At 67.9% G+C, this 948-nt stretch carries 1 protein-coding gene; it reads right to left on the bottom strand.

Annotated elements, in window-relative coordinates; translation table 11 throughout:
• Positions 1 to 25 precede the first annotated feature (25 nt).
• Positions 26 to 900, bottom strand: a protein-coding gene (locus tag ACP4J3_RS50780) for an IS5 family transposase (protein ID WP_426545099.1) whose coding sequence is annotated in 2 segments (ribosomal slippage) — positions 26 to 513 and positions 513 to 900 — 876 coding nt in all. Because the reading frame shifts where the segments join, the coding sequence is not laid out codon by codon here.
• Positions 901 to 948 lie beyond the last annotated feature (48 nt).

The raw sequence follows: 948 nt of genomic DNA, 5'->3' as shown, positions 1-948 counted from the left end.
CTAGGGCCTGTTGTGAAAGTGCTGGTCACAGCCACTCGTTGATGGCTGCGACCAGCACGGTCGCTTCGTAGCGGACCGCGAGTTTGTCGTATCGGGTGGCGACGGCTCGGTGGCGCTTGAGCCGGTTGATTCCGCACTCGACCGCGTGCCGCTGCTTGTAGTCGTCCTTGTCGAACTTTGGCGGCCGCCCGCCACGCGATCCGCGTTTGAGGCGGTTGCGGACCCGGTCCGCCGGAGCCGGGATGGTGGCCTTGATCCCGCGTCTGCGCAGGTAGGAACGATTGCTGCGCGAGTCGTACGCCTTGTCGGCCCGGACCCGGTCCGGGCGCTTGCGCGGCCTGCCAAGCCCCAGCCGGGGAACCCGGATGGCTTCCAGGACCGGTTCGAACTGCGGGGAGTCGCCCCGCTGCCCGGCCGTGATCACGACGGACAAGGGCTTCTGCCCCTGCTCAACCGCGAGGTGGATTTTGCTGGTCAGTCCGCCGCGGGAGCGTCCGAGGCCGTGGTCGGCCGGCTCGACGAAGATCCCGCCGGGTGGCTCCTTCTGGAGGTCCCCTTTTTCGCCGCTCCGGCGGCATGCTGGTGGGCCCGGCAGACAGTGGAGTCGACGTTGACATCCCAGGTGATGAGGCCCTTCGCGTCCGCCTCGGCCTGGAGTTGGGTGAGGATCCTCGCCCAGGTGCCGTCCCGCTGCCAGCGCCGGAACAGGTCATAGGCGCGGTCCCACGGCCCATAACGTTCGGGCACGTCCCGCCAGGGAGCACCAGTCCGGGTCCGCCACCGTATGCCGTCTATCAGCTGCCGCCGTGTCCACACCTGCGGCCGACCCGGCTTGATACCCGTCGGCAGCAGAGGCTCAAGCCGGGCCCACTGGCCGTTCGTCAGATCCCCACGTCCCACGGGACGTGATCATCAACGAACAAGATCCACTTTCGCAACAGGCCCTAG

The sequence above is a fragment of the Streptomyces sp. UG1 genome, assembly GCF_049974585.1.
GTDB lineage: Bacteria > Actinomycetota > Actinomycetes > Streptomycetales > Streptomycetaceae > Streptomyces.
The sequence above is the reverse complement of the archived record's forward strand: the minus strand, read 5'-3'. Positions and strand labels throughout refer to the sequence as shown.